This is a genomic window from Peptoniphilus indolicus ATCC 29427 (genome assembly GCF_000227315.1).
Taxonomy (GTDB): Bacteria; Bacillota; Clostridia; order Tissierellales; family Peptoniphilaceae; genus Peptoniphilus; species Peptoniphilus indolicus.
In genome coordinates this window covers 25,790-32,663 of sequence record NZ_JH165068.1, presented here as the reverse complement: position 1 = coordinate 32,663, position 6,874 = coordinate 25,790, and the positions used below count along the sequence as shown (strand labels likewise).

The 6,874-nt window shown below is 29.1% G+C and carries 7 protein-coding genes and 1 pseudogene; 2 read left to right on the top strand and 6 right to left on the bottom strand.

Features of this window, described 5'->3' with window-relative positions; genetic code table 11:
* Positions 1 to 141: 141 nt before the first annotated feature.
* From HMPREF9129_RS09640 to der, 6 genes and pseudogenes are all read right to left on the bottom strand, one after another.
* On the bottom strand, positions 142 to 579 hold the full coding sequence (locus HMPREF9129_RS09640; protein WP_004823088.1) for a cell division protein SepF: 438 nt from the start codon (positions 577 to 579) through the stop codon (positions 142 to 144).
* Positions 580 to 582: 3 nt separating this feature from the next.
* Positions 583 to 1,266 (bottom strand): YggS family pyridoxal phosphate-dependent enzyme, encoded by a 684-nt coding sequence (locus HMPREF9129_RS09635; RefSeq protein WP_004823086.1) that lies wholly within the window; start codon positions 1,264 to 1,266, stop codon positions 583 to 585.
* 12 nt (positions 1,267 to 1,278) lie between these two features.
* Positions 1,279 to 2,529 carry a biotin/lipoyl attachment domain-containing protein gene (locus tag HMPREF9129_RS09630; RefSeq protein ID WP_004823084.1) on the bottom strand — a complete coding sequence of 417 codons (1,251 nt, stop codon included), beginning with the start codon at positions 2,527 to 2,529 and terminating at the stop codon, positions 1,279 to 1,281.
* 14 nt (positions 2,530 to 2,543) lie between these two features.
* On the bottom strand, positions 2,544 to 3,545 hold the full coding sequence (locus HMPREF9129_RS09625; protein WP_004823082.1) for an NAD(P)H-dependent glycerol-3-phosphate dehydrogenase: 1,002 nt from the start codon (positions 3,543 to 3,545) through the stop codon (positions 2,544 to 2,546).
* Between the two features lie 4 nt (positions 3,546 to 3,549).
* Positions 3,550 to 4,146, bottom strand: a complete 597-nt coding sequence (gene plsY, locus HMPREF9129_RS09620; RefSeq protein WP_004823079.1) for a glycerol-3-phosphate 1-O-acyltransferase PlsY — start codon at positions 4,144 to 4,146, stop codon at positions 3,550 to 3,552.
* A pseudogene (gene der / locus HMPREF9129_RS09615) lies at positions 4,146 to 5,461 on the bottom strand (ribosome biogenesis GTPase Der). Before der ends, plsY begins: the two are co-directional and overlap by 1 nt.
* A 144-nt stretch (positions 5,462 to 5,605) precedes the next feature.
* Between der and HMPREF9129_RS09610 the strand changes: the two are divergent.
* Together HMPREF9129_RS09610 and HMPREF9129_RS09605 are read left to right on the top strand one after the other, a co-directional pair.
* Positions 5,606 to 6,379 carry a threonine/serine exporter family protein gene (locus HMPREF9129_RS09610; protein WP_004823073.1) on the top strand — a complete coding sequence of 258 codons (774 nt, stop codon included), beginning with the start codon at positions 5,606 to 5,608 and terminating at the stop codon, positions 6,377 to 6,379.
* Positions 6,379 to 6,816, top strand: a complete 438-nt coding sequence (locus HMPREF9129_RS09605; protein WP_004823071.1) for a threonine/serine exporter family protein — start codon at positions 6,379 to 6,381, stop codon at positions 6,814 to 6,816. The genes HMPREF9129_RS09610 and HMPREF9129_RS09605 overlap by 1 nt, the downstream gene beginning before the upstream one ends.
* Positions 6,817 to 6,874 lie beyond the last annotated feature (58 nt).

Below are 6,874 nucleotides of genomic sequence, written 5' to 3'. Positions count from 1 at the left end.
ATTCAACTTCATAAGGGCTCAAAAAATCAGTAGATAAAATTTCGTGCTTATTTAAAACAATCTCAATCTTATCTACTACTTTCTTTACTACTATTAATTTATCATCAGGAATGTGTAAAAATAATTTATCTTTATTTATTTTTACCAAGGAAACATTCCACTATTTTTAAGTTCTTCTTTTAAGCCATCAATCTCAACATTTTTTGGAGCTAATACAAAAATATCTTTATTTACTTTTTGTATTTTCCCGTCCATTGCATACAGAGCTCCACTTACAAAATCAAATATTTTTCTCTTAACTTCTAAATCCAATTGCTCAAAATTAAGAACTACTGATTTATCGGCTCTTAAATCATCAACAATATTAGGAGACTCGTCGTAAGATAGAGGTTCATGTACTGAAATTATCATATTAGAAGCATTTAAACTCAACACTCCACTGTCTGATTTCCTTTTAGTAGTTCTAATAGGAACATCTTCTATATTTCTTTCTTCGGGAAAATTTTCCTCATAATCTTCATAATCATATTCTTCTGAAAATCCAAAAACTTTTTTCATTTTATCCATAATTTCTGACATACATTACCTCCAAATTCTTTTTCCAAAAATTTTACTGCCAACTCTAACCATATTCGAACCTTCTTCTATGGCTAATCTATAATCTTGGCTCATTCCCATAGATAAAATATCCATTCTAACTTCGGAATAACTATTTTTTATTTCTTCTCTTAGCTTAAACATTCTCTTAAAACAATTTCTAAGTAATTCTTCATCATCAGTATCTGGAGCAACCGTCATTAAACCTTGAATGCTAACATTTTTATAGTCTAAGCACGTCTCCAAAAAACTTCTAACTTCATCATAAGCTACCCCACCTTTTTGTGTTTCTCCAGCTATATTAACTTCTATAAGGCAGTTTACAATAATATCTGAAGTCTTTGCTCTCTTATCAATTTCTTCCAACAAGTTTACTCTATCAAGAGACTGTATCAACCTAACTTTATCATAGATATATTTTACCTTATTTGTTTGTAAATTGCCAATCATATGGAAATTTTGTTCAGGTAAAACTTCAATTTTTTCTCTTAATTCTTGTACTTTATTTTCACCAAACTCTATAGCGCCTCCACTAATAGCTTCTAAAATCTCATCTAAATTGCGTGTTTTAGAAACGGCTATTAAATTTACTTTTTCGCCACTTATAGAATTCTTTTCTAAAATTTTAATTTCTTCAATTAAACTTTCCATGTTTGATTTTATAGACATCTCAACACTTCCTTAATTTAAAATCTTAGATTCTTCAACCTGTTTTGGATTTAATACTATTTTATCATTTAAAGTGACAGTTTTAACTGATTTATCTTTAAGTTTTATAACTGAATTTTTATCACCCGTAGAAATATAAGAATAATCTTCAAATGGAACTACAACTTTTATAGGAACAAACTTAACTAAACCATGAATCTCTTGTACAAATACACCAAACTCACCTTTTCTTTTAATTATCGCCGACTTTGGTATTTCCAAACAATCTTCATTTTGAAGAATAATATCATATGGTTTTATTCTATCTTGATAAACATTGTAAAAATTTTGAGTCATATCAACTATTACAACTGCTCCATTTTTAGATTTGTTTATCTTAGATATTTTACCTTCTAATAAAACATCCTCATTTCTAAATTTCAAATTATCTCCAATTTCTTTAGAATCAAGTTTTTTTATATCATCTATTTGTAAAGCTATTTTATAGTTCAAATTATTTATAAGCTTGTATAAATTATCGCCTTTATTCACTTCAACTTTAGTTTTAAATCTACCAGTATTTTTGTGTGAATTCAAATATCCATAAGTATAATCGCTTAAATCTTCGATAGTATAATACTTTTCCAAACCATCAATTTTAAAAGACACTATAGCAGAAAAATCCGCTGAGTAAGTATAATTACTTTCAGAAATTTTATTTTGAAGTTTTTCTTTTTTATCTTTCAACTCATCAACTGATAAGTTTATAAGCTCTGAAAGCTCACTTATATTCAGATTATTATTTGAATATAAGTCCAATCCATCTACTGAATGTATCGCCTCAATAAAATTTTCATCTTTTAAAAAGTTTTGTATTTTTTCTATAGAAGGAATTGATTTTTCAGAACTATATTCTACATGATTTTTAGACTTATAGCTTAGTGCAGAATTTACTTTTATAAGTTCATCATTTAAATCTGAAGTATCATCCATCATATTTAAACTTGCTATTTCATGACCTACAGGTACTTTTTCCCCTTCACTTGTATTGTATACACATATGCCACTGTTTTTGGCTGTATATACTTTCTCATTTAAAATATTAAATCCTATAGCATGAACTTTCTTTTCATATGTTTTTAAAGTAGCAAAATCTGTTTTATAATCTTTATACACTCTCCCATTTATAGCTCGAAATGTTAGAATAAAGAAAATCAAAATGAATATGCTGCCTATTAATCTTCTAATAAAATATTTTTTCTTTTTTAAAAACTTAACTTTCAAAATACCCCTTCTCGCTATTCAAAAAATATTTCCTCTATTTCTTGTTTATAGCCTCTAGTCATTAACTCTACTACTGCTTCTCTAGGGTTTTTATTATTATATATGACTTCATAAAGCTTTTCCGTAATAGGCATATTAACACCATACTTGCTAGCTAAGTCATAAGCTGATTTTGTAGTTTTAATACCTTCAACTACTTGTCCAACTTTTTGAGATGCTTCTTCAGACGATAGACCTTGCCCTATGAGAATACCAGCTCTCCTATTACGAGAATGCATTGAAGTACATGTTACAATTAAATCTCCTATCCCTGAAAGGCCATTAAATGTTTGAGGGTTGGCACCTAATTTCATACCGAGTTTACTCATTTCATAAATTCCTCTAGTCGCTAAAGCAGCAGTAGTATTATCCCCATAACCTAACCCATCACTCATTCCAGCGGCTAGAGCAATTATATTCTTTAGAGCTCCACCGATTTCAACACCCACTAAATCATTATTCGTATAAATTCTAAATGTATCTGTTGCAAATGCTTCTTGAACTACTTTACTTGAATCATAATCATTTGAAGCAGCAACTATAGCAGTAGGTATTTCTCTTCCAACTTCTTCTGCATGCGATGGACCCGATAACGAAACAAAGTTTGAATTTGGCAATACTTCTTTACTTATTTCACTTACTCTATAAAGAGTATTAAGCTCTAATCCTTTAGATAGATTGACAATTAATTTACCATCAGCTATATCTTTTATACTTTGAGCCACTTTTCTAAATTTTTGTGTTGGAACAGCCATAACTATCATCTCACAAGAGTTTACACATTTACCAATATCATCTTGTGCCTTTAACCCTAAAAGGTCAATTTGCGATAGATATTTTTCATTTATACCTAAAAAATTTATATTATCTCTATCATCTTTATTCCGAACATAAAAATTCACTATATGTCCCTTTTTGTGTAAAAGACGAGCTATTGCAGTTCCCCAACTTCCGCCACCAATTACAGATATCTTCATAACTTCAACCTCTCAATCTATTCTTTCCAATTTTATTTTCAGAACCATTTATAATTCTTTTAATATTGTCCTTATGTCTATATATACCTAATGCACCTATAAATACTACTATCATAGTTTGAACTTGCGACAAATCATTAAAAAATATAAATAAAACTGAGACTAAACAAAAATATAGTATAGATGCTAAAGAAATCATTTTTGTTATTTCAACAAATAATATCCATGCAATTACGGAGATTAAATCTAAATTAAACCCCAGAATTGCGTATATACCTATAGTTGTTGCTACACCTTTACCTCCTTTAAAATTCATATAAAAAGGGTAGTCGTGGCCGATAATCAATGAAAGTGCACATCCATATAATAGATTAACACTTACATTTAATTTATTTTTTAAAAAATACATAAGTATCAGCCCTTTTAAAAAATCAATTAAAAAAGTTAAAATACCTATTTTCTTTCCAAAAGCCCTTATTGCATTAGTAGTTCCTGCATTTCCAGATCCATATTTTCTAACGTCTTTTTTCAATAAAAGTTTTCCTAAAATATATGAACCTGAAATAGACCCTGCTAAATATGATAGCAGCAACCAAGTCATTATTTTTCTCCTCTGTTTTTCAAACTTATAATTATAGGCACTCCATCAAATGAATATGCTTCTCTTATTTGATTTTCTATATATCTGATATAAGAAAAATGGAACAGATCTTTATCATTTACAGATAATTGAAATTTAGGAGGTCTTACAGCAACTTGTGAACCGTAATACAGCTTACCTCTCTTACCTTTATCAGAAGGTGGTTGATTAATCAAGACAGCTCTATTAAGTATATCATTTAATACTCCTGTCTTTATTCTGTGATTATAGTTATTGTTTACAATTAAAATCATGTCCAATAATTTTTCAACTCTTTGTCCCGTCAGGGCTGAAATAAAAACTATTGGAGCATAATTAATGAAAGGTAATCTCTTTCTAATAGTAGCTTCATATTCTTTAACAGAACCATTGTCTTTTTTAACAGCATCCCATTTATTTACAGCAACAATTATAGCTTTGTTGTTGTCATGTGCATAACCTACTATTTTAGCATCTTGTTCGCTGACTCCTTCAACTGCATCAATCAAAAGAACACAAACTGATGACCTTTCAATAGCAGTTAAAGTTCTAATAACAGAATATCTTTCAATATTTTCATATATTTTTTCTTTTTACGTAAACCTGCTGTATCTACTAAAATAAACTCTTCATCTTTATACTTAAATTTAGAGTCTATAGAATCTCTTGTAGTACCTGGAATATTTGTTACAATTGACCTTTCTTCTCCAGTTATATGATTTAGCAAAGAAGATTTTCCAACATTTGGCTTACCTATAAAAGTTACACGAATTTCATCTTCAAAACTATCTTCTAAATTTTTATCAAAACCTTCTATAACTTGGTCTAGCAGATCTCCAACTCCCATTCCCTGTTCGGAACTTACAGTAACTGGTTCACCTAAACCTAATTCATAAAAATCATATAAATTACTTTTAGCTATTTTTGAGTCAAATTTATTTACTGCTAGTATAACCTTTTTATTAGACTTCCTCAAATAATTAGAAATTTCTCTATCGCTTGAAGTAACTCCTCTTACACCATCTGTTAATAAAATAATTACTTCACTCATATCTAAAGCTAAATCTACTTGAGCTTTAATACTAGACATAAAAATATCTTCATCTTTTAAATCCAGTCCACCAGTATCTACTAATAGAAATTTTGCCCCTAACCATTCGGCATCAGAATATATTCTATCTCTAGTTACACCTGGTGTATCTTCAGTAATTGAAATCTTACGACCTACTATTTTATTAAAAAGTGTGGACTTGCCAACATTGGGAGTTCCAATGATGGAAACAATCGGCTTTTCCATACTCTCACCTCTTCTTTAATATCCCTAACATTATACCATTGTGGTGTATTTGTTTCAATTATGCTATTTTTAGGTAATTGATGATAATCATTTAAAAGTGTATAATTTAATTAATATATAGACCCAAAATTTTATGGAGACATTATGAGAAATTTAAATGACTTAGCTGATGCAAAACAACTAATAAAACTTGCCATTCACGCAGGTAGACTACAAATAAAAAATGGAGCAGAAATCTATAGAGCAGAAGACACAGTTCTTAGAATATGCAAGTCTGCCCAAAATGTAAGCAAAATTGATGCTCATGTTCTCCCTTCCGGCATATTCGTCTCTTTAGAATTTGAAGATGAGATAATAACTGTATTTAAAAGTGTTGGTGCATCTACTACAAATATGTCAAAAATAGATAAAATAAATACTTTTTCAAGAAACTTTGTTATAAGTACAATGTCAATGGAAACAGCATTTAAAATTTTAAATAATATAGAGATGAAAATGACACAGAACATTTTAAGTTTGATATTTACGCAGGATTTTGTGGAGCATTTTTTTTCAGTACTATTTGGCGGACAACTTAGAGAGTTTATATGTGCATACATAGTCACATTTACTACCTCTCTAATCTTAAGAAAAATAGAACCTTTTAAATTAAATTTTGTAGTAACTAACTTTATAGGTGCATTTTTAATTTCTATATTTACATTTTTACTGTATCTTTTAAATTTACCACAATCAGTAGACGAAGTTATTATAGGTTCCATAATGATTCTAGTTCCTGGGTTAGTAGCTACAAATGCAGTTAGAGATATAATGAACAGTGATTTTCTAAGTGGTCTCATAGGGTTAACCAAGGCTATTTTTATAGCTTTAGGAATTGCAATAGGAGTAGGATTAACACTTAGCTTTTTGAGGTTGTAATGAATTATATTTTTGAATTTTTAATGTCTTTTTTTGCCACTTTGGCATTTGCATACTACTTTAATTGCCCTAAGAAGTCTCTTTTTTATACTTCCTTATTAGGTGGAACTTCTTGGGTTGTCTATAGTATTATGCGCAATTTACAAATATCTTATATTCTTTCAGGAGTTATATCGGCATTTATAATTGGTATATTTAGTGAATTTTTTGCTAGAAAATTAAAAATGCCAGCTACAATATTTTTAATTCCTGGATTGGTTCCTCTTGTTCCTGGAGCGGGAATGTATTATACAATGTATTATTTAATACAACAACAATATGATTCTTTTCAAAATAAGGCAATAGAAACCTTATTTTTAGCAGGTTCACTTGCTGCTGGAGTTGTAGTGTCTTCTTCAATTTTTAAAATAATTTCTTTTTATCAACAAAGAAGGTGATGTTGTAGAATAAATGATTCTACTCTGCGACATCATTTTTTTAGACTTTATGTCAAAC

What these genes read in the sequence shown, in the direction of transcription:
- plsY (WP_004823079.1), bottom strand. Translation starts at nt 4,146, where the DNA reads ATGACTTGGTTGCTGCTATCATATTTAGCAGGGTCTATTTCAGGTTCA.
- HMPREF9129_RS09640 (WP_004823088.1), bottom strand. Translation starts at nt 579, where the DNA reads ATGTCAGAAATTATGGATAAAATGAAAAAAGTTTTTGGATTTTCAGAA.
- HMPREF9129_RS09605 (WP_004823071.1), top strand. Translation starts at nt 6,379, where the DNA reads ATGAATTATATTTTTGAATTTTTAATGTCTTTTTTTGCCACTTTGGCA.
- HMPREF9129_RS09625 (WP_004823082.1), bottom strand. Translation starts at nt 3,545, where the DNA reads ATGAAGATATCTGTAATTGGTGGCGGAAGTTGGGGAACTGCAATAGCT.
- HMPREF9129_RS09610 (WP_004823073.1), top strand. Translation starts at nt 5,606, where the DNA reads ATGAGAAATTTAAATGACTTAGCTGATGCAAAACAACTAATAAAACTT.
- HMPREF9129_RS09635 (WP_004823086.1), bottom strand. Translation starts at nt 1,266, where the DNA reads ATGTCTATAAAATCAAACATGGAAAGTTTAATTGAAGAAATTAAAATT.